The organism is Chryseobacterium sp. A321, assembly GCF_054489265.1.
The window spans coordinates 257,612-283,904 of record NZ_JBTMWZ010000001.1; the positions used below are offsets into that span (position 1 = coordinate 257,612).

Sequence of the window (26,293 nt, forward strand, 5' to 3'; positions counted from 1 at the left end):
TCCGACTTTTCTATCCGAAAAATCGGCCGTAGTTAAAATTTAAAATTATTCTTCAAGTCTTATATCCAGTCCTAGCCCTTGCAATTCATGTAGCAATACATTGAATGATTCAGGTATTCCTGGTTCTGGCATGGCTTCCCCTTTGGCAATTGCCTCGTAGGTTTTCGCTCTACCAATTACGTCATCCGACTTCACTGTAAGAATTTCGCGAAGGATATTCGAAGCTCCAAAGGCTTCCAATGCCCAAACCTCCATCTCACCAAATCTCTGTCCTCCGAACTGTGCTTTACCACCAAGTGGTTGCTGCGTAATAAGAGAGTATGGTCCAATGGATCTTGCGTGCATCTTATCGTCTACCATGTGTCCTAACTTAAGCATATAGATGATTCCCACGGTGGCTGGCTGCGTGAAACGCTCTCCAGTTCCCCCATCGTACAAATACGTATTTCCATAGGCTGGAAGTCCAGCTTGTTCAGTGTACTTCGTAATATCCTCAAGACTTGCACCGTCAAAAATTGGCGTCGCAAATTTAAGTCCTAACTTTTGTCCTGCCCAACCAAGAACGGTTTCGTAGATCTGTCCAATATTCATACGTGAAGGTACCCCAAGTGGGTTCAGTACGATATCAACTGGAGTTCCGTCTTCAAGGAACGGCATGTCTTCTTCTCTTACGATACGAGAGACAATCCCTTTGTTCCCGTGACGTCCTGCCATTTTATCCCCTACATTAAGCTTTCTCTTCTTCGCAATATAAACTTTAGCCAGTTTCATGATCCCTGCTGGAAGTTCATCCCCGATAGAAATTGCAAATTTCTCACGGTTTTTAACCCCTGTAATGTCATTAAACTTAATTTTATAGTTGTGAATTAATTGCTTAATTAGATCGTTTTTCTCAGAATCTACGGTCCAATCTGCACCGCTCACGTTTACATAATCTTCTACACTTTGAAGAAGCTTAGTCGAGAATTTAACTCCTTTTGCAATGATTTCTTCGCTCAAATCGTTATTCACTCCTTGAGAAGTTTTTCCATTTACAAGAGTTCCTAGTTTTTCGATCAGAGTGGCGCGAAGTTCATCGAATTTCACTTTGTACCCGTTCTCAATCTCTTCTAACCTCAGTTTCTCTTCTTGTCTCTTCTTTTTATCTTTGATATTTCTAGAGAAAAGCTTTTTGTTGATTACAACTCCTCTTAGGGATGAGTCTGCTTTCAGGGAGGCGTCTTTTACATCGCCTGCTTTGTCTCCAAAAATGGCACGAAGTAATTTTTCTTCAGGTGTTGGATCGGATTCTCCTTTCGGTGTAATCTTACCAATCATGATATCTCCTGGTTTTACTTCCGCTCCAATACGGATCATACCGTTTTCATCAAGATCTTTTGTTGCCTCTTCTGAGACGTTTGGAATATCAGCTGTCAGTTCTTCCATACCTAATTTGGTATCTCTTACTTCAAGCGTATACTCGTCCACGTGGATCGAAGTAAACCAGTCCTCACGAACTACCTTTTCGTTAATTACAATCGCATCCTCGAAGTTATACCCTTTCCAAGGCATGAACGCTACGGTTAAGTTACGTCCAAGTGCAAGTTCTCCGTTCTCGGTTGCATATCCGTCGCAAAGCACTTGCCCCTCTTCTACTACATCTCCTACTCTTACGTTAGGTCTAAGTGTAATGGTTGTACTTTGGTTGGTTTTTCTAAACTTCGTTAAGTTGTATGTTTTCGTTCCGGATTCGAAGCTCACAAGATCTTCGTTTTCACTTCGATCGTAACGAATTACAATTTTATCTGCATCTACATATTCTACTGTACCTGGACCGTCCGCGTTGATTAAGATTCTTGAATCTTTTGCAACTTGCTTCTCTAGTCCTGTTCCTACGACAGGAGCTTCTGGTTTCAATAGAGGAACCGCCTGACGCATCATGTTAGATCCCATTAGGGCACGGTTCGCATCATCGTGTTCAAGGAATGGAATTAACGAGGCAGAAATTCCAGAAATCTGGTTCGGTGCCACATCAATTAAATCCACTTGTCCTGGCTCAACAACCGGGTAATCTCCATCCAAACGAGCAATCACACGATCCGTATCGATTGTTCCGTCTGCTTTTAATTCCACGTTTGCCTGCGCAATAACTTTGTCTTCTTCGTCCTCTGCATTTAAATAAATAGGAGCAGAAGAAAGATCAACCTTTCCGTTCGTTACTTGACGGTATGGCGTTTCAATAAATCCAAGAGAGTTAATTTTCGCATACAACCCTAAAGAGGAAATAAGACCAATGTTCGGCCCTTCAGGCGTTTCAATTGGACAAATTCTTCCGTAGTGTGTATGGTGAACGTCTCTTACCTCAAATCCGGCTCTTTCTCTTGATAAACCACCAGGCCCTAGGGCAGACAATCTTCTTTTATGGGTAACCTCCGAAAGGGGATTGGTTTGGTCCATAAACTGAGAAAGCTGGTTGGTTCCAAAGAATGAATTAATCACCGAAGTAAGGGTTTTGGCATTCACCAAATCTACTGGGGTAAAGATTTCGTTGTCACGAACGTTCATTCTTTCACGAATGGTACGAGCAATACGAGAAAGCCCGACGCCAAATTGGCCTGCAAGCTGTTCTCCAACGGTTTTAATTCTACGGTTAGATAAGTGGTCAATATCGTCCACTTCAGTTTTAGAATTGGCAAGTTCGATAAGGTGACCTACAATGGCAATAATATCTTCCTTCGTTAGCACTTCCGTACCTTCTGGAATATTAAGACCTAATTTTTTATTTAGTCTATAACGACCTACTTCTCCTAGGGAGTATCTTTGTTCAGAGAAGAATAATTTTTCAATAATTCCTCTTGCTGTCTCCTCGTCGGGCGGGTCTGCATTTCTTAATTGACGGTAGATGTATTCTACCGCTTCTTTTTCTGAATTGGTAGGGTCTTTCTGTAACGTATTTTGAATGATTGAGAATTCATTTGAATTTTCATTGTGTACCAAAATCGTTTTTACGCCGGCTTCAAGAATGATATCAATGTGCTCTTTTTCAAGAACTGTTTCACGTTCTAGAATAATTTCATTTCTCTCGATCGATACTACTTCTCCTGTATCTTCATCCACGAAATCTTCGAACCATGTATTTAGTACTCTAGCGGCTAGGGTACGTCCTTCTACTTTCTTTAAAGCGGCTTTAGAAACTTTCACTTCTTCGGCAAGATCGAAAATCTGAAGAATTTCTTTATCAGACTCATATCCAATCGCTCTTAATAGTGTAGTTAAAGGTAGTTTTTTCTTACGGTCAATGTACGCATACATTACGTTGTTGATATCCGTTGTAAACTCCATCCAAGATCCTTTGAAAGGAATAATTCTGGAGTAATACAATTTCGTACCGTTGGCATGGTAAGTTTGACCAAAGAAAACCCCTGGCGAACGGTGCAATTGAGTTACAATTACACGTTCCGCACCGTTAATAATAAAAGATCCTGAAGGGGTCATGTAAGGTACAGGCCCTAAATACACATCTTGAATTACAGTTTGGAAATCTTCGTGTTCGGGATCCGTACAGTACAATTTCAATCTAGCTTTAAGAGGCACGGAATACGTTAACCCTCTCTCCACACATTCGTTAATAGAATAACGAGGGGAATCTACCAGGTAATCTAAAAATTCAAGTACAAATTGATTTCTCGAATCTGTAATCGGAAAGTTTTCCTGGAAAGTCTTATAAAGACCCTCATTCACTCTAGCTTCTGGCAGGGTATCTAACTGAAAGAAATCCTTGAACGATGCTAACTGCACATCTAGGAAATCAGGCGTTACGATTCTGCCTTGGGAAGAACTAAAGTTAACTCTCTCACCTGCTGGCAAGCTAACAGAGCTTTTAGTTGCTTTTGATTTACTCATAAAGTAATAAAAAAAGGTTGGTTAAAAAATATTTTGATCTTCAAAAAAAATATTAGAATAAAGAGAAAGGATTTGAGTGTTATCCGTTACAATAAGTGATTCGTCCTCAATCTTTTGTATTCTTACTGCAACGCCGATATATCTTTTCACGGTGTAGTGCAAAATATCTTTTAATTCCTAAAAAAGTTTGGTTGCTTGAAAATATTGCAAATACAAATAGCCCTCCTACTTTAAGGTAAGAGAGGATTTAAGCACTTGCTATTAAAACTTTCGGAACAACGGATAACTTCAAAAGGACTGCAAATGTACAAAGAAAAACCAATAACTTCCAAGTACTTACAAAGGAATTGAGTGGAGACACAATCCCAAAACTTGGCAATAGGCCACCGCATGGGAATCGACACCTATTCAAATAAAAAAAGAAGATCACTGGATCTTCTTTTCTTTTCATCATTTGTGTTGCAAATATTTAAATTTGCTTATGCAAAGGTATATATAATTTCTCAAATATTATTATTTTATTTGAGAATTATATTATAGAATAACGACACTACAGTTAACTCTATCCCCGAAAAAGCCATTGTTGCCAAAATACCATATTAACGACCGTTAGTTTCTGAATCTTTTTCGTATATTAAAATTCTGTATATTTGTTTGGTTAGGTTTAACGCAGGACATCTTGATTATGGACAAAAAGAAAACACAGATTCTCAAAACTTCCATTAAACTATTTCGCCAGAAGGGCTATAAAGAGACCACCTTACGCGATATTGCGAAAAAAATGGGGGTAACCGCACCGGCCTTGTATAATTTCATTTGTAAGAAAGACGAAATATTGGTTTGGCTTTGTGATGAATTGGCCTTGCATTTCAATACAATCCCATTAGAGTTACAAGAATTCGATGGAACAGATCTGGAAAAGTTCAACTTCTTCCTTAAAAGACATCTCGAAACGGTGTACAACCACTACGAACTATATGAGACTGCCCTGCGTTACTGGGAAATTGCGGACACAGAAGCAAATCAGAAGTTCTCCCATTATATTCAGTTCTACCTTGGAACCTTTGAATCCTTAGCCAATCAAATCATCCCTAAAGCAAACCGGGACCAATTCTTCAATCCCAATTTGTTTTCTCTTATTGTGATGCAGATTAGTAACCAACTTCCCAAATGGTTAGACAGTAGTTACAAGCCTTTCGACTTCCATCTTATCGCGGGGCAACTTTCCACACGTCTACTCAATGGCTACAGCCACTAGAATAAAAAGCAATGAATCTAACTCCCAAACAAGAAACCATCGTAGAGAAATCACTTCATTTGTTTGGCCAAAACGGCTTCACGGAAACCTCGATGAATGACATTGCCTCTGCAATGGACATGAAGCCAGCCTCACTTTACAACCACATCGAATCTAAAAAACAAATCTTACTCTGGATCTGCCAAAGAGTTAGCCACCGCTTACAAGAACTCCTAATTAAACTTAAGAACACTGACGCTCACCCGTTCGATCAATTTGAACTGTTCATTGAAAAGCACATAGAGCACACAACGAAGTACGCTTATGAATTCAAAATCTTTTCACGCTATCGCAACCAACTCCAACGCGTCCACCGTGTGGAATTCTTAGAAGTTCATGAAGCCTATGTAGACCACTTGACCCATTTAAACAAGTTTGTCATTGCCCGGGAAAACAATCCTGATTACTTTCCACAAGACTACCAAGCGCAAATCCTCATTTCCATTTTGGAAAGTATTCCCTATTGGTCAGGCCATACGCAACAAACTCCGAAAGAGATTGCAAGGCAGATTGCTCATTCCTTCCTCCAAGGATTCACGAGTCCTTTAAGCACTCCCGAATCAATAGACAAACCCTAGAAAACACAAAAAGTCCGCAATTGCTTGCGGACTTTCTATTCTTGCAAAGATTGAATTATTTCAATTCTACTTCAGCACCAGCTTCTTCAAGTTGTTTCTTAAGCGCTTCTGCTTCGTCTTTAGAGATTCCTTCTTTAATTGCAGTAGGAGCTCCATCAACCATATCTTTCGCGTCTTTAAGACCTGCACCAGTTAAATCTTTAACTAGTTTTACAACTGCTAATTTAGAAGCACCTGCAGCTTTAAGAATGACATCAAATTCAGTCTTTTCTTCTGCAGCATCTCCACCAGCAGCACCTCCTGAAACTACAACAGCAGCTGCAGCAGGTTCGATTCCGTACTCATCCTTAAGGATAGTAGCTAATTCATTTACGTCTTTTACCGTTAGGTTTACTAGCGTTTCCGCTAAATTTTTTAAATCTGACATTGTAATAATGTTTTTAGTGTTGAACGATTATAATTTTTTGAGTGTGTTTTATTCCGCAGCAGGCGCTTCTCCTTCTGTTGCTTCAGAAGCTGCTGGCTCCTCAACAGGAGCATCCTGAGCTTCAGAAGTTTCTTCAGTAGAACCTTCTGACTTATTCTGCAATGCAGAAACCAATCTTTGGATTGGAGATTGAAGAAGTCCGATGATTTCTCCAAGCATTTCTTCTTTCGATTTGATGCTTGCTAGAGTCTCAAGGTTCTCGTCTCCAACATAAACTGTTTCTTGCAAGTAAGCAGATTTAAGAGCAGGTTTCTCTTCTTTCTTTCTGAAATCTTTGATCAATTTCGCAGGTGCATTTGCAGTCTCCGAAAGCATCAAAACAGAGTTCCCTTTGAATGAACCGTACATTTCTGAGAAATCTACGTCCAATTGCTCCATTGCTTTTTGTAAAAGGGTGTTCTTCACCACCTTTACTGTAATATTGTTCTTAAATGCTTGTCTTCTGAAATCTGAGGACTTCTGAGCATTCAAGCCTGCAAGATCTGCTACATAGACTACTTTCGCGTCTTGTAAAAGGTCTTTTAATTCTTGTATTACTAGTACTTTATCTTCTTTAGTCATGTCTTCAGATTTTAGTTTACAGATTTAGAATCAATTGCAATTCCTGGACTCATGGTAGAAGAAAGATAAATGCTTCGTACATAGATTCCTTTCGACGCAGTGGGCTTAAGCTTCACTAAAGTCTGAATTAATTCTTGTGCATTTTCTCTAATCTTGTCTGCATCAAAAGATACTTTACCGATTGCCGCGTGAACAATCCCGTATTTATCTACTTTGAAATCGATTTTACCAGCTTTTACTTCCGCAACCGCTTTCCCAATTTCCATTGTTACAGTACCTGACTTAGGGTTCGGCATTAGACCTCTTGGACCTAGGATTCTACCTAATGGACCTAGTTTACCCATAACAGCTGGCATCGTAACGATAACGTCTACATCTGTCCAACCGCTTTTGATTTTATCTAAGTACTCGTCAAGTCCCACATAATCCGCACCCGCTTCTTTGGCTTCGGCTTCTTTGTCTGGGGTAACTAATGCAAGAACTTTTACATCCTTTCCTGTTCCGTGCGGAAGAGAAACGACGCCTCTTACCATTTGGTTCGCTTTTCTAGGATCTACTCCAAGTCTAACTGCGATATCTACAGAAGCATCAAACTTCGCTGTGTTTACTTCTTTTACTAGAGCAGAAGCCTCTTCTAGGCTATATGCTTTTGCTTTTTCTACTTTACTTAAAGCTTCTTTCTGTTTCTTTGTCAATTTTGCCATTTCAATAAGATTTAAGCGTTCGTAGGTTTAGCTCCAGTCACTCTAATTCCCATGGATCTTGCAGTACCTGCTACCATAGTTAAAGCTGAATCCATTGTGAAACAGTTTAAATCTGTCATCTTATCTTCAGCAATTTTTTTAACTTGGTCCCAAGAGACAGACCCTACTTTGTTACGGTTAGGCTCACCTGATCCGCTTTTAAGTTTTGCAGCTTCAAGTAATTGAATTGCAGCAGGAGGAGTTTTGATTACGAATTCAAAAGATTTGTCTTCGTACACTGTAATTACTACAGGCAAAACTTGTCCTGGCTTGTCTTGGGTTCTTCCGTTAAATTGTTTACAAAACTCCATGATGTTCACACCCGCGGAACCTAATGCAGGTCCTACCGGTGGAGAAGGATTGGCAGCGCCACCTTTCACCTGAAGTTTTACCATTTTAAAGACTTTTTTAGCCATTTTATTTGTTTGTTTTAATTTGAATAATTAATGAGTTTGGAAGCATTTATTATTCTACCCCTTGCTTATCTCACTTCGCAAATCGGTATTTCGGACTGCAAAATTATAAATAAAAATCCATCTGACCAATACCTAACACACTAAATTTCAAAAAGATTTATCCAGCCTAGGGAACATCCTGTCTTGAATCCTGCTTCCAACAAGACATAACAGAACATACGATTAAAAAAGCCGAAAGATATTTTCTTTCGGCTCTTATACTTTGATTGAATAAAGTAGCTTAATTCTATACTTTCTCCACTTGCATGAAATTCAGCTCCATTGGTGTCTTTCTTCCGAAAATCATAACGGATACTTCTAGTTTCTTTTTGTCTTCTAGAATCTTTTCCACTGTACCATTGAATCCATTAAATGGACCATCGATCACTTTTACGCTTTCTCCAATTACATAAGGAATAGCCATGTCAGACGCAAATTCAGATAGTTCATCAATACGACCTAACATTCTATCCACCTCTACTTTACGCATCGGAACTGGATCTCCTCCCTTGGTTAAACTTAGGAAAGAAATCACACCTGGAATATTTTTAATAACGTGTGGAATTTCACCCATCAGGTTGGCTTCCACCATTAAATAGCCTGGATAATAAGGTCTTTCTTTTGGAACTTTTTTCCCATTTCTGATCTGAATCACCTTTTCCATAGGAATTACAACTTGTGCTACGTACTCGTCGTATCCTAAACGTTGGATCTCATTCTCGATATAGGTCTTAACTTTGTTCTCCTGACCACTAACAGCTTTTAATACATACCACTTTAAATCACTCATCATCCTATATTATACTAGTTAAACAGGTTAATTAATAAAGCTAAAGCATTTTGTATAAACTCGCTGAAAAGAGTATCTACTCCAAATAAAAATATAGCCAACAACACTGTTCCAATTGTAATTGCAATTGTCGAAGACTGTAGTTCTGGCCATTTTGGCCACTCTACTTTTTCCGTAAATTCAGTATATGAACCTTTTAAAAAACTTACAAATGAACTCATAATTCTGTTTTGCACGGGCACAAGGACTCGAACCCTGATCAACGGTTTTGGAGACCGGTATCCTACCATTGGACGATGCCCGTAGAAAAGGTTCCGTAAGGATCTTACGGAACCTCATTTATATAATACTAGACTATTCAGTGATTTCAGTAACCTGACCAGCACCTACTGTTCTACCTCCTTCTCTAATTGCAAATCTAAGACCTACGTTAAGAGCGATTGGTTGAAGCAATTCAACAGTGATAGTTAAGTTGTCACCTGGCATTACCATTTCAACACCTTCTGGTAAGAAGATCTCACCTGTTACGTCTGTGGTTCTTACGTAGAACTGAGGACGGTATTTGTTATGGAATGGAGTGTGACGTCCACCTTCTTCTTTAGAAAGGATATAAACCTCTGCTTTGAATTTTTTGTGTGGAGTTACAGAACCTGTTTTTGCAATAACCATACCTCTTTTAATGTCGGTTTTTTCAATACCTCTTAAAAGAAGACCTACGTTATCTCCAGCTTCACCTCTGTCAAGAATTTTTCTAAACATTTCTACCCCAGTTACAGTCGATGTTAATTTTTCATCTCCCATACCTACGATATCTACACCTTCACCAGAGTTGATTACACCTGCTTCAATTCTACCTGTTGCAACAGTACCTCTACCAGTAATAGAGAATACGTCTTCAATCGGCATCAAGAATGGTTTATCTTGGTCTCTTACAGGAAGTTCAATCCAGCTATCTACTGCATCCATTAATTCGTCTACAGTTGCAACCCATTTCGCTTCTCCGTTAAGTGCACCTAATGCAGAACCTTGGATCACTGGAGAGTTATCTCCATCGTATTCGTAAGAAGAAAGAAGATCTCTTAATTCAAGCTCAACAAGCTCAAGTAATTCTGGATCGTCTACCATATCTACTTTGTTCATGAAAACAACCACTTTAGGTACGTTTACCTGACGGCAAAGAAGGATGTGCTCTCTTGTTTGAGGCATCGGTCCGTCTGTCGCAGCACATACAAGGATCGCACCGTCCATCTGAGCAGCACCAGTAACCATGTTCTTAACATAGTCGGCGTGACCTGGACAGTCTACGTGAGCGTAGTGTCTACTTTCTGTTTCGTATTCAATGTGCGAAGTATTAATAGTAATACCTCTTTCTTTTTCCTCTGGAGCAGAGTCAATTGCAGAGAAGTCTCTCTTGTCAGCTAAACCTTTATCTGCTAATACTTTAGAAATAGCAGCAGTCAAGGTAGTCTTACCGTGGTCTACGTGACCAATTGTACCAATGTTTAAGTGTGGTTTGTTACGATTAAACGTTTCCTTTGCCATGATTTAAATTATTTTATTTAATTAATTTTAAAATTTCGGTGTGCAAATATAATGATTTTTTAAATATTAAAACCATTTTCATATAAAATTGTTTCAATATCAGTTTCAATTAGTTGCACCCTACTTTGAAGTCTTAAAAACGAAGGCTAAAATTACAAAAATTTTTCTTTTTAGAAAAACATCCTTCGATTTAATTGGCCGTCTTTCGCTAACACGCCCAAAAATGGTGCAATGAAAAATCCTGACGATTGATCAGGACTTTTTTACTTTGAGCCAACGATGAGATTTGAACTCACGACCTCTTCCTTACCAAGGAAACGCTCTACCCCTGAGCTACGTCGGCAAAATCTAAATAAAAAAATCACATCCCTGCGGTGTGATTTTTTTTTAGAGCGGAAGACGGGGGTCGAACCCGCGACATTCAGCTTGGAAGGCTGACGCTCTACCAACTGAGCTACTTCCGCATTGTTTGTTGGTAAACGGTTTGCAAATTTAATTAATAATTTGAAATCTACAAACATTAATTAAAAAAAAGTGGGGAGAGCAGGATTCGAACCTGCGAAGCCGAAGCAACTGAGTTACAGTCAGTCCCATTTGACCGCTCTGGAATCTCCCCAATCTTAAATTTTATCCGAGCCTCCAGAGGGATTCGAACCCACGACCCCGAGATTACAAATCACGTGCTCTGGCCAGCTGAGCTATGGAGGCAAATAGATTTCAAAAGAACGCTTTCTCTTTTTGCGAGTGCAAATATAAGGTTGTTTTTTTGAAATCTACAAATTATTTAGACACTTTTTTCTAAAAAAAAATTAAGCCATTTCTTTTTTCTTGATTAACAGCTTTTTAGCTGTATCAGCGCACTGATCTAAACTCTCTTCAAAACTAACTGCGGTCTTCTTTACCACAATATCATCACCAGGAACCACCAATCGGATTTCGGTTGTTTTGTTTTCTTTTGACGTTGTATTTTCAACTTTCAAATGCACTTGACATTCCAAAATCTGATCATAGAAAGTGCTTAATTTGCTAAGTTTTTTATCGATATGCTCTTCTAATGGTTCGTGTGGCGTTAGTCCTATCGCCTGAATTGAAATTTTCATAAACTTGAATTTTTAAAATTAAACATTATCACGATACGTCCGTTACTTTTTCTTAGCTCTTGGATGCGCTTTTTCAAATACTTTTTTAAGCTGCGCAATATCCGAGTGAGTGTAAACTTGGGTAGAGGCTAAACTTGCGTGGCCCAACAAACTTTTCACCCTAGAAATTTCAGCCCCATTTTCTAAAACATGAGTCGCAAAACTATGTCTTAAAATATGAGGACTTTTTTTCTCTTTCGAAGTGACAAGACTAAGGTAGCTTTTTACCCCTAGATACACAAACTTCTCACCTAGTTTTTCCCCTTTTTGGGAAAGAAAAAAATAGACCTTGCTCCCCACGTTAGCCTCCCTATCCTTTGCATAGGATTCTAGTAGCTGACCTAGTTCCTTCGAGATAGGCAGCACCCGCATTTTATTGCCTTTTCCATGCACACGAATCTCTAGTTTTGAAAAATCAACATCCTCGTGCTTCAAATTGCAAAGCTCCATACGACGCATACCTGTTTGATACAAAACTTCGACCAACATTGAGAAAAATTCCAATTTTAAATCTCCGTTATGCTCAATATTTTGTAAATCAGAGACTTCTTCTCGGGATAAGGGGATTTGTTTTTCGGGATAGAATTTAAGACTTGAGATACTTTCCAAAGGGGAAACCTCAATTTCCTGAATTTTTAAAAGAAACAAATAAAAACTACGCAAACTAGAAAGTTTCCGGTTAATACTTCTTTTGGATAATTTTTTCTCACTTAAGAAAACCATAAAATTTCGAACTACCTTTTTACCGACCTTCCGCAAATCTTCCTCTCCTTCGGTTTCTCGTACAAAAGAATGAAAATCCCGAAGATCTTTCTTATAGCTCTCTAAGGTGTGGGGAGAATACCGCCTCTCCACTTCTATATATTCTAGGTACTTCTCAATCATGAAACAAAAAAATCACTTTCCAAATATACAATTTAGAAAGTGATTTTAATATGTGTTTAAAAAAAACGAAGCTTAAGCTTGCTCCTCTTGGCTAGCAGCTCTTTGCTTGTAAGAAGCTTTCGCGTTCTTTGCTCTTTTCGTTACAGAAGGTTTAACAAACTGTTGTCTCGATCTAAGTGAGCGAACGACTCCGGTTTTATCAAATTTTCTTTTGTATCTTTTCAGGGCTCTATCAATAGCCTCTCCGTCTTTTACTGGGATAATTAACATAATTTACATCTCATTTTGGATTGCAAAAATAAAACTATTTTTTTAACTGACCAAATATATTAAATTGAAATTATTTTTCTCTTGTTTAAATCTTTACTCACTTTAAATTTTAAGTAAATTGCATCCCCATGAAAAACTCACAATACATTGCCGTTACTGCCTCCGCGGGATCGGGAAAAACCTATTCGCTCGTTAAAAACTTCCTTGCACTTTGTTTGGCAAAGCCAAACAATCAAGAGGCCATTAAGCATATCTTAGCCCTCACTTTTACGAACAAAGCGGCGAATGAAATGAAAGCCAGGCTCATTGAATGGCTCAAACTCTTCACCTCGGAAGCCTACGCCCAAAGTCCTGAACTCAAAGACATTCAGAAAAGTCTTGAAGAGGCCCATATTAAAGTGAGTCTTGAGGAACTGCATCTTAGAAGCCAGAAAATTTTAGATTTTGTATTGCATCATTATTCCCTTCTTAGTATTGGAACTATAGACAAGTTCAACGCAAAATTAATCCGTAGTTTCTCCTACGAACTTGGGCTTGCCCATCAGTTTAACCTTGAAATTAAAAGCGAACCATTTTTAATAGAGGCGGTCGATTTCATGCTGGAGCAAATCGGAGAAAACAAAGAATTCTCAACTCATATATTGACCTATATTCAAAATCAGTTGGACGAAGAAACAAATCCAAACTTAAGTGAATTACTTTATGCAAAGGCGAAAATCTACGACAGTGATATCCATGCAGGCGAATTAGAAAAGAACAAAGATTTCGATTGGAATGCATATGAACAGATTGACAAACAACTACGTGCGGAAGAAAAAGCCCATCGGAATAAAGCCACTGAAATCGCAAAAGCCTCACTTTCTTTAATGGAAGATCAGGGCGTAAACACAGAAGATTTTGCAAGGGGAAATAGTAGTGGACTGGGGATCTTCTTTGTGAAGTGTGAACAGTTTTTCACGAAGAAAGTGCCAACTTTCCCTCTTCCTGGAGATGAAGAGAAGGCTGTGGCGACTTTTGACAAACTAGCCTCCGCGACTGGAAAATCGAAGGAAGCGGAAATTGGCTTACTTGTTCCCAAATTAAAAGAAAATAGACTTGAAATCATCGATCATTATATTCAATCTCTTAAAAAAGAAAAAATCAGAAACGAGCTTCTTGGGCTGAAGGTCAATTCGGAAATCCGGCAGCAACTAGCTCATATTGAAAAAGAAAACGATTTGGTTCTTTTGTCCAAATTCAATTTGATGATACAAGAGCATATTCGAAGTGAACCTTCTGCTTTTATTTATGAAAAAATCGGAACCCAATACAATCATTTTTTCTTTGATGAGTTTCAAGATACCTCTCGGATTCAGTGGAACAACATCTCCCCTTTACGGGACGAGGCCATCTCGAGCGAAAACCACTCGTTTACTTTGGTAGGCGATCCGAAACAAAGCATCTATCGATTTCGGGGAGGCGACAGTGAACTTATGCTCGAAATCACAAATGGGCAGGAAGGAATTCGCGATCTCCCCATCTTAAAATCACTGGACACCAATTACCGGAGTGCGGAGTCTATCGTCAATTTCAACAATGAACTTTACAATTTCCTCGCGAGAGGATTAAAACCAGCGCACCAACTCCTTTTCTCGACACAGGCCCAGCAAAAGGCTCATAAAAAAGAAAGGGGAAGAGTGAAAGTAAGTCTTAGTGAAGAATCTACCATTCCTCTGTTTTTCGAGGAATTAGCCCTCAAAATGCACCGTGATATTCAAGAAGGACTTGACAATGGATTTTCTTTCTCTGACTTCACAATTCTTTGCACTAAGAATGCTCATATTATTTCCCTATCGGAAGCGCTTGGATCCCTAGAGGTACAGTACAGAGGAGATAACACCTTGATTAAAACCATTTCTGACAATGGCCTTTCTCTTGGTAGTTCTCTTACCCTGCAAGCTCTAATCCAATTTTTTAATTGGCAACTCAAACCCGAAAGCAAGCAGTATCTTGTCAGCTGCTTATACCATTTAAATGAATTAGGCCGAATCACGATGTCAGATTTCTCAGCGGAAATCCTTCATCTTTTGTCGCTAGAGGAGTCTCATTTGAAAGAGTACTTAAAAACACAATACCATTTAAACTTAGACTCCACTCCCCTTAGCACCCTAAATCTATACAATTATATAGAAGCTTATACTCATGAGTTTGAACTAGATTCAAAAGAGACTAGCTATCTGCTAAACTTTTTAGAAGTGGTTTTTGCTTTTACGCAAAACCAAGGCATGGGTCTTTCCGACTTCCTGACGTACTGGGATCAAGAAGCAAATAAAACAGCTATTCAAACCAGTGAAAGCATTGACGCCATCAAGCTTATGACAATTCACTCAGCAAAGGGGCTTCAATTCCCCATTGTGCTGCTTCCTTTGTTGAACAAAAGTTCAGATAAATTCTTCCAGTGGTTTCCCCTTGAAAATTTAGGGCCGCTCAAAACGGTTAACCTCAAACATTTTGAAAAATCACTCCTCCCTTATGATCCCAGTATAAATAGCTTCAATGAGGAGAATTTTTACAAAAATGAAATAGACCGCCTTTGTCTTACCTATGTGGCAACCACACGACCGGAAGAACAGCTCTACATTTACCTTCAAAAGAATAGAACTAATGGGACTCTTTCGGGCATTCATGAGTTCATTCAATCGAAAAACCCAGAAAACCTACTCGAGATTGACCTCTACCCTGAGGTGGAAAACTCATACAAGAAACAATCAAAAAGTAAAGCCCTCTCTAGAAACGAGCTTAAAATTGAGACTCTCAATTCAACAAAGTCCGTAGCGCATACCATCAAAATTGCAACACCTTCCAAAAACTATCAGGCGACAAATCATACCGTACGTGTAGGACTGTTTGTACATGAAATTCTAGAACGCATTGAGCATAGCTCCCAATTGGATCCCGTTTTAAACCGCTATTTGGTGGAAGGAATCATTACGCAAGAAGAAAAGACACAAATATCTGATAGACTTTCCTCAATCGTACTCAACCCTAAGTATGCTCCGTATTTTGAAGAAAATGCAAAGGTCCGAAGCGAAAAAGAAATCATGGTTCGGGAAAATGGACAATCTAAAACCTATCGAGTGGATCGGCTTATCGAAACCAAGGACGGCCTCATTGTAATCGATTTTAAAACCGGATCACCAAGCCCATCGCATGAGAAGCAGCTTAGGCACTACCAAACCATTTTAGAGAATATCGGAGAGAGAGTTCTGAGAACCGAACTCATATATCTATAAGAAAAAAGAGTTCATTCAGCCCCCACTTGAGAAAACTGAAATGAACTCTTATTTTTCCACCTGCCTATTAAGCTACAGTGGTGTCTACAAAAACTCTTTGCGCTAATTCTTGATCGAAGAGATAAAGTGCAGAGGTATTGTCTTTTACTCTTTTAATTTTCGCAACCAATAAAGCGGCAGAGGCTTCCTCCTCCACTTGTTCATTAATAAACCACTGTAAAAAAGATACCGTTGCAAAATCGCTTTCTTCGGTGGCCACTTTTGCAATTTCAAAAATACTTTTGGTTACCAATTTTTCGTGCGCAAGTGCAAATTCAAAAACCTGTTGTTCATTGTCAAATTCAAAAGGCGGCTTTTCTATTCCCTCCATTCGAACCTCACAACCTACATCCAGAATGTAATCAAAGATTTTATCCGCATGCATCAATTCTTCTTTGCTCTGAACTCGGAAATAGTTTGCAATCCCCTCTAAATCTCTTGCGTGAAACCAAGCAGACATGGACAGGTAGTATTGCGCAGCGTACTGTTCGTTAGCAATTTGCGCGTTTAGCAATTGGGCAATTTTTTCACTTATCATAGTTTCTATTTTATTTAATATTTGAAAGTTTAAAGTTAGTAATTCTCGTGGTATTTTCCCTCACCCCAACCCACTGTAAAAATCCTAAAGTTTTCCAGGGCCTAAAAACCCACTTCTATTTGCGACTACTATATAAAAAAGGGACAGAAATCACTTTCTGCCCCTTCCCATTAAAACTAAAATTATGAACTTATTAGGTTCGACTTACACTGGATTATTTTGCAATATCTTTTTCTACAAAGACGGTTTTTTTATGGAATCCTCCTTTTCCATCCATTGTTTTTTTAGTGGTTCTATTTTGCATTCTTGCTTTGTGCGCATTCATTCTCTCTGCCTTCATTGCTTCCCATTTCGCATATTGCTCTTTGGAGAGGATGGCTTTCATTTCGTTATTTTTTACTTCCTGTTTCGCTTTATACTCTTGCATTCTTTGCTTACGCACTTCTTGCATTTTGCTTCTCTCCGCCATACGCTCCGCATTTTGCTTTTCATTTAAGGCTTTGATTTTATCTAATTGAGCCGCGGAAAGATCAAGGGACTTCTGCATTTTCAAATAGTGATCTGCTTTTGCTTTTTTCATTTGTACTTCTCGACTTTGCTTGTCTTTCATACTTGGAACCTGTGTTTGTTGCGCGAACATTAAACCACCAGAAACCACAAGCGCACTAATAATTATTTTTTTCATCTTTCTATTGTTTACGATTAGTAAGATATTTGGCCTTTTATACTTATTTGATACGATTTGAGAATCAAGGTTAAAGCGTCAAATCATAATATTGTGTTAAACTTCAAACGGAATGTTTTCGAATTAACTCAGCCACAATTTCTGAGGTTTGATCAGGATAGTCCACTCGGATTCGAGTATCCGATTTTATCCAGCGAGCTAATTTTTTCTCAAATTCGGATTCGCGCCAAACGACCTCGACACCCATTTCTTCTAGTGCCAAAGAATTGCACTGCTGTTCGTATTGGTTTTTCATCGGTACACTTAAAAGTTTTTTTCCTAAATGCAAACTTTCCGCCGGTCCTTCAAATCCACCTCCTGTCAAAAATCCTTCACAAAGCGAAAGAGATTTTTGAAATTCCTCATTGTCTATGGGAATTATTTTGATATGGCCTTTTGTATACCCCTGGGTTGCATGCTTTGAAAACACTTCCCAACTCACACTCGCATGTGAACTTAAAAGCTTCTCTATAAAAGCATCACTGTAAGCGGGAAGATAAACCGTGTAGTGTCCTAAATTTTCAGGAACTAGGTCCCTAATTTCTTTCCGAATAATAGGAGTATGAATAAATCGATCGTAGGACTGAAAGTGAAATCCGATGGATTCCGTGGTCGGCGCGTAATGTTCTAGAATCAAACTTCCCCAATGAAAGCCCTTTAGACGAGGAGTGAGAGGTGACTTATACGCTGCCTGATGGGAGAGAGCAACGCATTTCTTTGCCCTATACTTGCAGGCCCAGGCACTGATGGGTTCGTAATCGCTTATAACCAAATCATACGATTCTACGGGTAAGGATTTGATGTCTAAAAGCAGTTGCCTGGTGTGCATACCTTTCCAGGTTTCTCCAAGGTCTATACCACCTTTCTTTCCAAACACAAAGCCCATTCCACTCATGCGAAACGTGATGTCTTGCTGGAGACCTACTTCGGACTGTGTACCACTAAGTAAGACATCTACAGAACCATGGTTTTGCAAGTGAGGTATGACCTCGCGAGCCCGGCTAACATGCCCATTACCGGTCCCTTGAACCGCATACAAAATTCTCATACCAATCGTTTTTATTTGGATTGACACAGGGGTCATGTAAATCTACAAAAAAGAAAAGGAAGGATCCTAAAACCCTTCCTAATCGTAACATTAACTTAAACTATATTTTCTATCTGGACCCTCTCATTCCACTGGTTCTGCTTGAAGATCCGCTTGAACTACTAGCCGCTTTGGAAGAGCTAGCCGTTCTCTGAGAACTTCGTACTCCTGCAGACCGATTGCTTGTGGGTCTACTTGGCGCTTTTGTAACCGTCGGTCTCGAAGTTCGAGCACTTGAAGAAGATCGTACATTCGAATTGGTGCTCGCTGTGTTTGTACGAAGTCCACTCGTTCTCTGTGGGGTGGCTTGCGTGGTTCTTCTTGGTTCAGTCCTCACACTTGTAGCAGTTCCCGTTCTCAGTCCACTTGCTCTTTGCGAAGAGGAAGAAGCGCTCGTCGAGGATTTGAATCCACTATTTCGGCTCGAAACCGCATTAGAACTATTTACAGAGGAATTCCTTAAGGTGTTATTTGAACCCGATTTGAATCGAGCATCGTTCGAATTCCTAGGTTGGTTCCAACCGTATTGAGTACCCACATTTCGGTGGTAATTCTTACGATTGATTTTATACAAATTGATGTTCACACTTCGGTAACGTGGCACAACGTAATAAGAGTAATACCTAGGTCTGTAGTTGCTACGCCAGAAATTTACATAATACTGTACGGGACTTCGTCCGTTATAATAATAGCTCTGATAGATCGAGAACGCTCTTGGACCCAAAATCTGCTCTAAGGCATAGAATCGATCGTAATACCAACGGTTCGGGTTACTACGGTAGTAGGAATTCCAAGAATAATAATCCGGAAACTGTCTGTTTAGATCCATAACCATATTCGCTTGCCATGAATTCAGTCGAAGCTCTCGAAACAAACGATTCCAATTGACGCGGGTAATACTTTGACGATAGTCATTGTAAAAACTACGGTAATAATCATCCACATAATAATCGTCAGGATACTCATAATAGTAATCCTCATCGAAATAATGGTCCTCATCTCCATACCATCCACTTTCATACTGTGAATTCCCTCCATTGGATGGATAGTATTGTGCACTGCTTAGTCCAAAGAGGCCTAGGGCAACGGTTAGTAATATTTTTTTCATTTTACTTTGTGATTTGGTTAATATTCAAGAAGCTCATCTCGACCTTCTCTGTATTTATAGATACAAAAACAAAAAAGAAGTTAAATCCCAAGTTCAACTTCTTTCCTTATATATTGATAATCAATATTATAATAAGTTCAATTATACAGATTTCCGTCCTGAATCTTGAATCCAAAATGCTATTTTCGAATTAAAAGAGTCTTGTTCTCCAAGATATTCGAGTGTCAAATGCATCCTATAACGCCAATAGTGTGGGAACTGGGCGGGATCGTTAATTCGTTCAAGGTCCTGATTTGGACTGCGTAGCTCACAATCCGTTGCAAAGAATTCTTGTATAGGGAAAATCGAAAGCATCGCTTCGTTATACAAATGTTGCAACATGATGATTTCGGCCAATTCGGGCTCAAGAGTATCGGGCGCGCTGCCCCATTGATTCAACTGTTCGTTATAGTACTTTTGCGTTAGATTAGAATCTTCGCTCCACCATTGTCTTAAGGTGGAACTATCATGAGAAGAGGCAGTAACGACATTCATATACCCCGCATTTTTTGGGTCGTACCAAAGGATATCCTCCGAGGGCATACGCTGCACTTTCAATGCGGTGATGGCCAGAGAATCCATTACCTCAGGAACGCATTTGGGCACCATTCCTAAATCTTCTCCGCAAATCAGCATGTCCGTTGAATTTAAAATCGCGGGAAGTTTTTCCATAGCACTTGCGGACCACAGAGCTTCTTGACGATGGAAAAAATAATCGGAATACAGCTCTCTAATGGCCTCTTGAATAGGACCCTCCAAATGTTGAAATGAGGAGGTCTTCTCTACTGCAAAACGAGGATGGAACACAGATTCCCCTTCCTTTCGCTCTTCCAGAAATAGGACATTTGCGCACAAAGTAAGGAGCTTCTCCTCGATCCACCCCCACGGATTGTCCTTAAAGAAATCGCTAAGTTTTCGCTGCGTATCAAATTCGGGTTTAAACTGAAAACTGCCGTTAGACTGTGAGTTCATAAAGAAATCGGATACGCTACGGCTATCAGAACCAAACAAATCCCAAAGAATCTGCTCGTTTACAAAAGGACGAATAAATCGGTCCCAATCAAACCCAATCCCTCGACTGCGAAATTCTTCGAGCGTCACCGGAATGGCAGGATAGAAATACCCTAAAATACCCTGAGTCGCAGAAATAGGCATGCGCCAAATCCGGAAGAAGCCAAGAATGTGGTCAATCCGCATGGCATCGAAGTATTTCTCTAGGGCCTTAAAACGACTTTTCCACCAGCGGTAGCCGTCGTCTTTCATCGCTTCCCAATTGTAAGTAGGGAAGCCCCAGTTTTGACCAACATCTGTAAACTGATCCGGTGGCGCCCCCGCTTGGAAATCCATTCCATAAAGCTGTGGCTCGGTCCATGCTTCTACAGAAAATCGATAAATCCCAATGGGAAGATCACCTTTTAAAGAGATTCCAATGGAGTGAGCATAGTCCACTGCTTCTGTCAATTGCAAATGCAGTTGGTACTGCACCCACAAGTGAAGCATTGCAGTGTCAAAGAATTTATGACCTGCCTGGAACAAAGGAGCAATTTTACCTGCCACATACTTTCTATGGGTTTTCCACTCTTCAAAGTTGGGCGTCTTATTTTGATCTCGAAGGATGCAAAAGGCGGCATAAGGATAGAGCCAGTCCTTGTTTTCATTCTGGAATTTTTTGAATCCTCTGTCTTTCAAAATCTCCTGTTTGTTTTGTTCGAACAAAAGAGTGATAAAGTACCATTTTCTTTCGATTACCTGCTCATAATCCACAAGATCGAAAGAATTTAGTTCCGCTTTCTTCGCTAAAAACTCAAGTGCTTCTTCTTCACCAAGTCTAAAGGGCAATTCTTCAATACTAAGGTAGATTGGGTGAAGAGCATAAAGAGAAATTGGGGCATAAGGATAGGAATCGGTCCATGTATAATTTGCCGTCGTATCGTTAATCGGCAGAGTCTGCACCACAGAGAGATTGGTTTTTTCAGCCCACTTTGCCAATAATTTCAAGTCACTGAACTCTCCTACTCCAAACCCCTTCTCACTACGAAGAGAAAAGACGGGCACTGCAACCCCTGCGGCATGGTATAAATCCTCGGCTTTAAAACGAAAAAAGTGATCGGCTTGAATTTGCAGAACCTGAGGTTCAAGATTTGAAAGTGCCCAGCGGTTTTTGCCATATTCGACCTCGAATACATCTCCTGAGGTTTCATCTAAAATCCCATACTTATATTGAATAAAATTTTCTTGGGCAATCTCCACGGCGACCTCCCAAACGCCGTAAGCCGTTTGAGCCATCGGCACGGTCTTTAAATATTCCCAAGAGCCTAATTCAGGTGCGCTACCTAAAAGAACCAATCGCTGGTTTGCTCTGTAAATGGGAGCCTCGATTCGAAACAAATGGGTATGTCTTTTTAGAATCTGTAGTTTTTCAGGTTCAAATTCGCGACGCGTATTTTTTAGAATTTTATTGTTTAGATAGTTCTCAGGGAAATTCTTAAGATTCCAAACATCGTATACTTTGTATTCGCTATAGGTATGAACCAATTGCAGCTGATGAGAAGAAAACTCTGTTTTTAAAACCGTTCCGTCCTCAGTCACCAGTTGGTATTGATAACAAAGGTCTCTTGTGAAATAATCCACCTCCACACTCCAATTCCCATTATCGGTATACTGCAAGGGGTAAATTAACTTCTCGTCTTGTTTCTCAAATAATACAAGTTGAATTCTCTCCCCAATTTGGGTATTAAAATGAATATTAAAAATTATCTTCATGGCAAATAGTAGTCATTAAATTACGTCATGGTAGTCTTTTGCATAGAGCGTTTTCCTTGCGCTCGCATCTGGATCTAACTGTGATGCAATTTAAAAAAATAAAAGCAATTTATCCTGCTTTAATTCGACAAAAAAAAGACTCCGACTTTACAGCTTACTATTTGCCATTCAACACCTTACACAAATGGAGCCCCGGTTAAACCAAAGCTCCATTTTCGTATTGAAAAGGAATTCCTTTTGCTTAGCTAATTATATAAGAAGTTCCCTCGCGTGAATCTTTAAGTTCAATCCCTTCGGCAAGAAGCTTATCTCGAATTTCGTCTGAAAGCGCCCAGTTTTTTGCTTGTCTTGCTTGATTGCGAAGGTCAATTAACACTTGGAGAGTTGAATCTAGCTTATCCGAATGCTGCTTTGCAATCTCTTCTAAACCTAGCACATCAAACACAAAGGTCTGAAGCGAAGCTTTTAATAACTCTAGATCATCTTGGCTAAGACTTTCTTTCCCGTCCTTAATTGCGAAAATCACTTTTACAGCCTCAAACAAATGAGCAATTAAAATCGGAGAATTAAAATCATCCAGTAGGGCCTGATCGCATTTCTGTTTCCAAGCGGACACGTCAAACGATTCTTTGCCTGACTCTGATGGATCGATGTCTCGAAGGACTTCAAGCGCTTCCATTAATCGAAGATAGCCTTTTTCACTCGCCACTAAAGCCTCGTTTGACAAATCAACTACACTTCGATAGTGAGCTTGTAAGAAAAAGAAACGAACGACGGTGGGCGCAAACGGTTTTTCAAAAAAGGTATTGTCCCCCGTAATCAACTCCATGGGTAAAATCGTGTTTCCCGTCGACTTACTCATTTTTTGACCGTTTAAAGTGAGCATGTTTGCATGCATCCAATAATTCACAGGTGAGGTCCCGTTGCAAGCAGTTCCTTGTGCAATTTCACATTCATGATGCGGAAATTTAAGGTCCATCCCTCCTCCGTGAATATCAAATTTCTCCCCTAAATATTTAGTGCTCATTGCCGTACATTCCAAATGCCATCCTGGAAATCCTTCTCCCCATGGGGAAGGCCATTTCATGATGTGCGCCGGTGAAGCACTTTTCCAAAGTGCAAAATCTTGTGGGTTTTTCTTCTCGTCCTGCCCGTCTAGAATCCGGGTATTGGCATAGAGTTCTTCAATGTTTCGCTTGCTTAGCTCTCCATAGTTTCCCCCTTTTTCATTGTAAGCATGTACATCAAAATAGACCGAACCTCCCGTTTCATAAGCGTATCCTTTTTCTAACAAAAGCTTTGTTAGTTCTAACTGCTCTAAAATATGGCCCGTAGCGGTTGGCTCAATGTTAGGAGGTAGCAAATTAAACTGCTGCAAAACTTTGTGAAAATCGACCGTGTACTTCTGTACAATTTCCATTGGTTCTAGTTTTTCTAATCGACTTTGTTTTACAAACCGATCGTTGTCTACATTTCCATCGTCTGTTAAATGCCCTGCATCCGTAATGTTTCTAACGTACCGTACTTTGTATCCTATATAAAGGAGTGTGCGGTAGATAAAATCGAATGACATAAAGGTCCTTACGTTGCCCATATGCACATTGCTGTAGACGGTAGGTCCACAAACATACATTCCTATATTGCCATCTAAAATCGGTTTAAATGTTTCTTTCTGTCCCGTGAGAGAATTGTATATTTTTAGTTCCATTGATTTATGTATTAGTCAATTTTAGCATGGCTCCCCACATAGTGAAGAAATTCTTGTCTCGTAATTGGATTGGTTCTGAAGATCCCGCTCAATTCAGCGGTGATCGTAGAACTCGCGGTGTCTTTAATTCCACGACAATTCACACAGAGATGCTTTGCATCAATGATGCATGCCACATCCTTTGTTCCCAATGCTTGTTTTAAGGCGTCTACGATCTGCATCGTTAAACGTTCTTGAACTTGGGGTCTTTTCGCATAATAATCGACAATTCGATTAATCTTGGAAAGTCCAATGACTTCTCCATTGGATATATACGCTACATGCGCTCGCCCAATAATCGGTAGAAAATGATGTTCACAAAAGGAATAAACCGTAATGTCTTTCTCCACGAGCATTTGGCGATACTTGTATTTATTGCTGAAGGTAGAAATTCGAGGCTTGTTCTCAGGCAATAACCCGCCGAAAATCTCATTTACATACATTTTGGCAACTCTCTTGGGAGAATCCTTCAAGGAATCATCTTCCATATCTAACCCAAGGGTTTCCATGATTTGTCCAAAAAGCATTTCAATCCGCTCCACTTTTTCCAAAGGAGTTTTTTCAAAAGCATCTGCTCTTAAGGGTGTATGCTCTTTGCCTGTAAAAACATCGTCGTCGTTGTCAAAATCCGTCATAGTGTATTGATTCTTAGAATGGCAAAAATAAGGAAATATCCTTTGAAATCGAATTTTTCGGACTGCTTCTATCGCAGACCTTTTTTTGACACGTTACAAATTCCTTAAAAAATACTAAAAAAAGGATAATTGATTAAGTTTTTTTTATATTTGCACCAATTAAACAATAATTAAAAAATACTATTATTATGTCAGACATTGCATCAAGAGTAAAAGCTATCATCGCTGATAAGCTTGACGTTGAAGAAACAGAAGTAACTCCAGAAGCTAGCTTCACTAACGATCTAGGAGCTGATTCATTAGACACAGTGGAACTTATCATGGAGTTCGAAAAAGAATTCAACATTCAGATTCCTGACGATCAGGCTGAAAAAATCACAACTGTAGGTCATGCAATTGCATACATTGAGGAAGTGGTAAACAAATAATTTGAATCTATTCGTTAGATAATTAAAAAATTTATGGAATTAAAAAGAGTAGTTGTAACAGGATTTGGTGCACTAACACCGATTGGTAATAATGCGAAAGAATACTGGGAAAGCCTTACCCAAGGTAAGAGCGGTGCCGCTCCGATTACTCTTTTTGATGCCACAAATTTCAAAACAAAATTTGCCTGCGAGATCAAGAATTTCAACCCATTAGACCACTTTGAAAAGAAAGAGGCGAAAAAAATGGATAGAAACACTCAGCTCGGCTTAGTAGCAGCACGTGAAGCTGTTGAGCATTCTGGCATCCTTAATGGAGAATTGAATCGAAATCGAGTGGGCGTGATCTGGGGCTCAGGTATTGGAGGCCTTGAAACTTTCGAGCATGAAGTCTTAGGATGGGCGAACACAGACATTCCTCGATTCAACCCTTTTTTCATTCCAAAAATGATTGCGGACATTACGCCGGGTCACATTTCAATGGAATACGGATTTCACGGTCCAAATTACACCACGGTTTCAGCTTGTGCTTCTTCAGCCAATGCTCTAATTGATTCAAAAATGTTGATTCAATTAGGGAAAGCAGACGTGATCGTCTGTGGAGGTTCTGAAGCTGCAGTTACGGCTAGTGGGGTTGGCGGATTCAACGCTATGATGGCTCTCTCGACCCGTAACGACAGTCCGACTACGGCCTCTCGTCCTTTTGACAAAGACCGTGATGGTTTTGTTTTAGGAGAAGGCGCAGGAAGTATCATATTAGAAGAATACGAGCATGCGGTAAAACGCGGGGCTACCATCTACGCCGAGTTAAAAGGCGGAGGAATGAGTGCCGACGCCTACCACATGACGGCTCCCCACCCAGAAGGATTAGGAGCCTATCTTGTGATGAAAAACTGTTTAGAAGACGCAGAGGTTGATGCGAACGAAGTAGACCATATTAATATGCATGGAACTTCTACTCCCTTGGGTGACATCGCAGAATCCAATGCGATTTCAAAACTATTAGGGGAGCACGCATTTGACATTCAAATCAACTCTACAAAATCGATGACCGGGCACTTGCTTGGCGCCGCAGGAGTTGTTGAGGCAATTGCTGCAATTCACACAATCATTCACGGAATTGTACCTCCTACCATTAACCACTTTACTGACGACGAAAGAATCGACGAGCGACTAAACTTCACTTTTAACCATGCGGTTAAAAAACATGTGGATGTCGCGATGAGCAACACTTTCGGATTTGGCGGACATAACGCCTGTGTACTATTTAAAAGAATCTAAAGGTCA

Annotated in this window: 23 protein-coding genes and 5 tRNA genes; 5 read left to right on the forward strand and 23 right to left on the reverse strand. The window is 39.7% G+C overall.

Annotation, left to right across the window (positions count from 1 at the left end; translation table 11 throughout):
• Positions 1–45: 45 nt before the first annotated feature.
• On the reverse strand, positions 46–3,882 hold the full coding sequence (gene rpoB / locus ACX3PZ_RS01250) for a DNA-directed RNA polymerase subunit beta (RefSeq protein WP_459084677.1): 3,837 nt from the start codon (positions 3,880–3,882) through the stop codon (positions 46–48).
• Between the two features lie 685 nt (positions 3,883–4,567).
• On the opposite strand from rpoB, the gene ACX3PZ_RS01255 reads away from it, so the two are divergent.
• Both ACX3PZ_RS01255 and ACX3PZ_RS01260 read left to right on the forward strand, forming a co-directional pair.
• Positions 4,568–5,140: a TetR/AcrR family transcriptional regulator gene (locus ACX3PZ_RS01255; RefSeq protein WP_459084679.1), complete on the forward strand. Its 573-nt coding sequence runs from the start codon at positions 4,568–4,570 to the stop codon at positions 5,138–5,140.
• 11 nt (positions 5,141–5,151) lie between these two features.
• Positions 5,152–5,757, forward strand: a complete 606-nt coding sequence (locus tag ACX3PZ_RS01260; protein ID WP_459111832.1) for a TetR/AcrR family transcriptional regulator — start codon at positions 5,152–5,154, stop codon at positions 5,755–5,757.
• Positions 5,758–5,812: 55 nt separating this feature from the next.
• On the opposite strand, the gene rplL is transcribed toward ACX3PZ_RS01260, so the two are convergent.
• The 15 genes from rplL to rpsU form a co-directional block, all read right to left on the reverse strand.
• On the reverse strand, positions 5,813–6,184 hold the full coding sequence (gene rplL, locus ACX3PZ_RS01265) for a 50S ribosomal protein L7/L12 (protein ID WP_459084681.1): 372 nt from the start codon (positions 6,182–6,184) through the stop codon (positions 5,813–5,815).
• Between the two features lie 48 nt (positions 6,185–6,232).
• Positions 6,233–6,805 carry a 50S ribosomal protein L10 gene (gene rplJ, locus ACX3PZ_RS01270; RefSeq protein WP_459084683.1) on the reverse strand — a complete coding sequence of 191 codons (573 nt, stop codon included), beginning with the start codon at positions 6,803–6,805 and terminating at the stop codon, positions 6,233–6,235.
• 11 nt (positions 6,806–6,816) lie between these two features.
• Entirely contained in the window at positions 6,817–7,509 is a 693-nt protein-coding gene (rplA, locus tag ACX3PZ_RS01275) for a 50S ribosomal protein L1 (RefSeq protein ID WP_459084684.1), read from the reverse strand.
• 11 nt (positions 7,510–7,520) lie between these two features.
• On the reverse strand, positions 7,521–7,964 hold the full coding sequence (gene rplK, locus ACX3PZ_RS01280) for a 50S ribosomal protein L11 (RefSeq protein ID WP_459084685.1): 444 nt from the start codon (positions 7,962–7,964) through the stop codon (positions 7,521–7,523).
• A 286-nt stretch (positions 7,965–8,250) separates the two neighbouring features.
• Positions 8,251–8,793, reverse strand: coding sequence for a transcription termination/antitermination protein NusG (gene nusG, locus ACX3PZ_RS01285; RefSeq protein ID WP_459084806.1), 543 nt, complete (start codon positions 8,791–8,793; stop codon positions 8,251–8,253).
• Positions 8,794–8,807: 14 nt separating this feature from the next.
• The gene (secE, locus tag ACX3PZ_RS01290; RefSeq protein WP_459084686.1) at positions 8,808–9,014 is read right to left on the reverse strand and encodes a preprotein translocase subunit SecE; all 207 of its coding nucleotides are present in this window, start codon (positions 9,012–9,014) and stop codon (positions 8,808–8,810) included.
• 12 nt (positions 9,015–9,026) lie between these two features.
• Positions 9,027–9,097: transfer RNA gene (locus tag ACX3PZ_RS01295), tRNA-Trp, on the reverse strand.
• Positions 9,098–9,147: 50 nt separating this feature from the next.
• Positions 9,148–10,335, reverse strand: coding sequence for an elongation factor Tu (gene tuf, locus ACX3PZ_RS01300; RefSeq protein WP_459084687.1), 1,188 nt, complete (start codon positions 10,333–10,335; stop codon positions 9,148–9,150).
• 271 nt (positions 10,336–10,606) lie between these two features.
• Positions 10,607–10,678, reverse strand: a tRNA-Thr gene (locus ACX3PZ_RS01305).
• Between the two features lie 48 nt (positions 10,679–10,726).
• Positions 10,727–10,799, reverse strand: a tRNA-Gly gene (locus ACX3PZ_RS01310).
• Between the two features lie 71 nt (positions 10,800–10,870).
• Positions 10,871–10,951, reverse strand: a tRNA-Tyr gene (locus ACX3PZ_RS01315).
• Positions 10,952–10,969: 18 nt separating this feature from the next.
• Positions 10,970–11,043 (reverse strand) — tRNA-Thr (locus ACX3PZ_RS01320).
• Positions 11,044–11,144: 101 nt separating this feature from the next.
• Entirely contained in the window at positions 11,145–11,435 is a 291-nt protein-coding gene (locus ACX3PZ_RS01325) for an HPF/RaiA family ribosome-associated protein (protein ID WP_459084689.1), read from the reverse strand.
• Positions 11,436–11,477: 42 nt separating this feature from the next.
• The gene (locus ACX3PZ_RS01330) at positions 11,478–12,359 is read right to left on the reverse strand and encodes a tyrosine-type recombinase/integrase (protein ID WP_459111833.1); all 882 of its coding nucleotides are present in this window, start codon (positions 12,357–12,359) and stop codon (positions 11,478–11,480) included.
• A gap of 72 nt (positions 12,360–12,431) precedes the next feature.
• Positions 12,432–12,629, reverse strand: coding sequence for a 30S ribosomal protein S21 (gene rpsU / locus ACX3PZ_RS01335; RefSeq protein WP_459084691.1), 198 nt, complete (start codon positions 12,627–12,629; stop codon positions 12,432–12,434).
• A 128-nt stretch (positions 12,630–12,757) separates the two neighbouring features.
• On the opposite strand from rpsU, the gene ACX3PZ_RS01340 reads away from it, so the two are divergent.
• Positions 12,758–15,901 carry a UvrD-helicase domain-containing protein gene (locus ACX3PZ_RS01340; protein ID WP_459111834.1) on the forward strand — a complete coding sequence of 1,048 codons (3,144 nt, stop codon included), beginning with the start codon at positions 12,758–12,760 and terminating at the stop codon, positions 15,899–15,901.
• A 67-nt stretch (positions 15,902–15,968) separates the two neighbouring features.
• On the opposite strand, the gene ACX3PZ_RS01345 is transcribed toward ACX3PZ_RS01340, so the two are convergent.
• The 7 genes from ACX3PZ_RS01345 to folE all read right to left on the reverse strand — a co-directional run bounded on the left by ACX3PZ_RS01345 (position 15,969) and on the right by folE (position 24,581).
• Positions 15,969–16,478 (reverse strand): ferritin, encoded by a 510-nt coding sequence (locus ACX3PZ_RS01345; RefSeq protein WP_459084694.1) that lies wholly within the window; start codon positions 16,476–16,478, stop codon positions 15,969–15,971.
• A 214-nt stretch (positions 16,479–16,692) separates the two neighbouring features.
• Positions 16,693–17,163 (reverse strand): hypothetical protein, encoded by a 471-nt coding sequence (locus ACX3PZ_RS01350; RefSeq protein ID WP_459084695.1) that lies wholly within the window; start codon positions 17,161–17,163, stop codon positions 16,693–16,695.
• Between the two features lie 103 nt (positions 17,164–17,266).
• The gene (locus ACX3PZ_RS01355) at positions 17,267–18,250 is read right to left on the reverse strand and encodes a glycosyltransferase family protein (RefSeq protein WP_459111835.1); all 984 of its coding nucleotides are present in this window, start codon (positions 18,248–18,250) and stop codon (positions 17,267–17,269) included.
• A 109-nt stretch (positions 18,251–18,359) separates the two neighbouring features.
• The gene (locus tag ACX3PZ_RS01360; RefSeq protein WP_459111836.1) at positions 18,360–19,397 is read right to left on the reverse strand and encodes a hypothetical protein; all 1,038 of its coding nucleotides are present in this window, start codon (positions 19,395–19,397) and stop codon (positions 18,360–18,362) included.
• A gap of 141 nt (positions 19,398–19,538) precedes the next feature.
• Complete coding sequence (locus ACX3PZ_RS01365) at positions 19,539–22,199, reverse strand: 4-alpha-glucanotransferase (RefSeq protein ID WP_459084700.1); 2,661 nt, start codon at positions 22,197–22,199, stop codon at positions 19,539–19,541.
• Between the two features lie 241 nt (positions 22,200–22,440).
• A complete protein-coding gene (cysS, locus tag ACX3PZ_RS01370; RefSeq protein WP_459084701.1) occupies positions 22,441–23,907 on the reverse strand; it encodes a cysteine--tRNA ligase in 1,467 nt (488 codons plus the stop codon).
• Between the two features lie 11 nt (positions 23,908–23,918).
• The gene (gene folE / locus ACX3PZ_RS01375; RefSeq protein WP_459084702.1) at positions 23,919–24,581 is read right to left on the reverse strand and encodes a GTP cyclohydrolase I FolE; all 663 of its coding nucleotides are present in this window, start codon (positions 24,579–24,581) and stop codon (positions 23,919–23,921) included.
• Between the two features lie 188 nt (positions 24,582–24,769).
• Here folE and ACX3PZ_RS01380 point away from each other — a divergent pair, with 188 nt between their 5' ends.
• Together ACX3PZ_RS01380 and fabF are read left to right on the forward strand one after the other, a co-directional pair.
• A complete protein-coding gene (locus ACX3PZ_RS01380; protein ID WP_002976354.1) occupies positions 24,770–25,009 on the forward strand; it encodes an acyl carrier protein in 240 nt (79 codons plus the stop codon).
• 33 nt (positions 25,010–25,042) lie between these two features.
• Entirely contained in the window at positions 25,043–26,287 is a 1,245-nt protein-coding gene (fabF, locus tag ACX3PZ_RS01385) for a beta-ketoacyl-ACP synthase II (RefSeq protein WP_459084703.1), read from the forward strand.
• Positions 26,288–26,293 lie beyond the last annotated feature (6 nt).

Bases quoted from the DNA above. Each gene is read 5' to 3' on its own strand.
- rpoB (WP_459084677.1), bottom strand. From the start codon at position 3,882: ATGAGTAAATCAAAAGCAACTAAAAGCTCTGTTAGCTTGCCAGCAGGT.
- ACX3PZ_RS01255 (WP_459084679.1), top strand. From the start codon at position 4,568: ATGGACAAAAAGAAAACACAGATTCTCAAAACTTCCATTAAACTATTT.
- ACX3PZ_RS01260 (WP_459111832.1), top strand. From the start codon at position 5,152: ATGAATCTAACTCCCAAACAAGAAACCATCGTAGAGAAATCACTTCAT.
- rplL (WP_459084681.1), bottom strand. From the start codon at position 6,184: ATGTCAGATTTAAAAAATTTAGCGGAAACGCTAGTAAACCTAACGGTA.
- rplJ (WP_459084683.1), bottom strand. From the start codon at position 6,805: ATGACTAAAGAAGATAAAGTACTAGTAATACAAGAATTAAAAGACCTT.
- rplA (WP_459084684.1), bottom strand. From the start codon at position 7,509: ATGGCAAAATTGACAAAGAAACAGAAAGAAGCTTTAAGTAAAGTAGAA.
- rplK (WP_459084685.1), bottom strand. From the start codon at position 7,964: ATGGCTAAAAAAGTCTTTAAAATGGTAAAACTTCAGGTGAAAGGTGGC.
- nusG (WP_459084806.1), bottom strand. From the start codon at position 8,793: ATGAGTGATTTAAAGTGGTATGTATTAAAAGCTGTTAGTGGTCAGGAG.
- secE (WP_459084686.1), bottom strand. From the start codon at position 9,014: ATGAGTTCATTTGTAAGTTTTTTAAAAGGTTCATATACTGAATTTACG.
- tuf (WP_459084687.1), bottom strand. From the start codon at position 10,335: ATGGCAAAGGAAACGTTTAATCGTAACAAACCACACTTAAACATTGGT.
- ACX3PZ_RS01325 (WP_459084689.1), bottom strand. From the start codon at position 11,435: ATGAAAATTTCAATTCAGGCGATAGGACTAACGCCACACGAACCATTA.
- ACX3PZ_RS01330 (WP_459111833.1), bottom strand. From the start codon at position 12,359: ATGATTGAGAAGTACCTAGAATATATAGAAGTGGAGAGGCGGTATTCT.
- rpsU (WP_459084691.1), bottom strand. From the start codon at position 12,629: ATGTTAATTATCCCAGTAAAAGACGGAGAGGCTATTGATAGAGCCCTG.
- ACX3PZ_RS01340 (WP_459111834.1), top strand. From the start codon at position 12,758: ATGAAAAACTCACAATACATTGCCGTTACTGCCTCCGCGGGATCGGGA.
- ACX3PZ_RS01345 (WP_459084694.1), bottom strand. From the start codon at position 16,478: ATGATAAGTGAAAAAATTGCCCAATTGCTAAACGCGCAAATTGCTAAC.
- ACX3PZ_RS01350 (WP_459084695.1), bottom strand. From the start codon at position 17,163: ATGAAAAAAATAATTATTAGTGCGCTTGTGGTTTCTGGTGGTTTAATG.
- ACX3PZ_RS01355 (WP_459111835.1), bottom strand. From the start codon at position 18,250: ATGAGAATTTTGTATGCGGTTCAAGGGACCGGTAATGGGCATGTTAGC.
- ACX3PZ_RS01360 (WP_459111836.1), bottom strand. From the start codon at position 19,397: ATGAAAAAAATATTACTAACCGTTGCCCTAGGCCTCTTTGGACTAAGC.
- ACX3PZ_RS01365 (WP_459084700.1), bottom strand. From the start codon at position 22,199: ATGAAGATAATTTTTAATATTCATTTTAATACCCAAATTGGGGAGAGA.
- cysS (WP_459084701.1), bottom strand. From the start codon at position 23,907: ATGGAACTAAAAATATACAATTCTCTCACGGGACAGAAAGAAACATTT.
- folE (WP_459084702.1), bottom strand. From the start codon at position 24,581: ATGACGGATTTTGACAACGACGACGATGTTTTTACAGGCAAAGAGCAT.
- ACX3PZ_RS01380 (WP_002976354.1), top strand. From the start codon at position 24,770: ATGTCAGACATTGCATCAAGAGTAAAAGCTATCATCGCTGATAAGCTT.
- fabF (WP_459084703.1), top strand. From the start codon at position 25,043: ATGGAATTAAAAAGAGTAGTTGTAACAGGATTTGGTGCACTAACACCG.